General features: G+C 31.0%; 2 protein-coding genes. One reads left to right on the top strand and one right to left on the bottom strand.

All coding sequences use genetic code 11. The annotated features are described in order from the left end of the window. Positions 1-418: GNAT family N-acetyltransferase (locus ACFVU3_RS39970; RefSeq protein WP_390073697.1), on the bottom strand; the 418-nt coding region annotated here is incomplete at its 3' end. A 410-nt stretch (positions 419-828) separates the two neighbouring features. On the opposite strand from ACFVU3_RS39970, the gene ACFVU3_RS39965 reads away from it, so the two are divergent. Continuing rightward, on the top strand, positions 829-1,071 hold a 243-nt coding region (locus ACFVU3_RS39965; RefSeq protein WP_390073696.1), incomplete at its 3' end, for a hypothetical protein.

The following is a 1,071-nucleotide window of genomic DNA, read 5'->3' as shown; positions in this document are numbered from 1 at the left end:
GCTTAATAGAAGATTCATTGACTTGATTCGTTCGTATAAGTTTTGGTGTTACTGCATCAAATTGTTTCATCCATCGTGATATCATTTCGATTGCTTCAGTAGCTAATCCTTCACCTGTATATTTTGGAAAAAGTCTATAATATAAGTTTAAGAATAATTGATAATTAATGGTGCGATATTCAAAACCACTCATCCCTACTAATTCTCCAGTATCTTTGGCTATTAACATAAAGTATCCAAAGTCATTTTCTTCCCAATGTCTTCTCCAACCTTTTATAAATCCTTTAGTAATATCTTTGTTCTCGTGTATACCTTTAGGAGTGTATTTTGTTGATTCATTATTCGTATGTAGTTGGAAAAGCGCATCAAGATGCTCAATATCTGGTTTTAATAAGTAAAGTCTATCGGTTTCTAACATATACTCACCACCTCAATTTGTTTATTACTGACTTTTTAGCATATACCCTTTTTTCTACCTTTTATTTCAAACTAGTCATAAATTCAACGTTGAGCTAGCATGCAGGATGTCTTACCTCAGACAAACCTAAGCCTCACACCCTCACCTACAAATGTATGACTTAATGAGAAATTTTTAGCTAACTCATTTACACATTAAAACTCTATGCGACGACATAGCCACGCTCGTTAAACTATCTCGTATAGTGTTTTATTTTATTTAGATCTATTTAATTTAAAAAAATTTATGATTTTAGTTTTTATTTTCCTAAAAATAGGGAATATATTTATAATGAAAATTAACAAATCGAAGGTTGATGAAGGATGATTACTTATACACTCAGCAATTACTTTGATACGAGATGGAAAACGATGTATGACGATGGGAATCCCTATTTATACATACGTAAATCGTACCCTAACCCATTTATTAAAGGATTAGACATTATTATTCCTCAAGCAGGAATATATACCTCTTATGTCGTTAGGGATTTAGAGAAAAATGTAATATTTACTTCTAAATGTATTCCAAATTTTAGAAACTTTAGAGAGATTCATTGTAATTACAGAGGTACTCATATTGAGATGAAAGAGTTCACATTGGTGAACAAACCG

The organism is Streptomyces sp. NPDC058052, assembly GCF_042885515.1.
In the GTDB taxonomy this organism is placed as follows: Bacteria; Actinomycetota; Actinomycetes; order Streptomycetales; family Streptomycetaceae; genus Streptomyces.
This window is presented reverse-complemented; position numbering and strand designations above follow the sequence as displayed.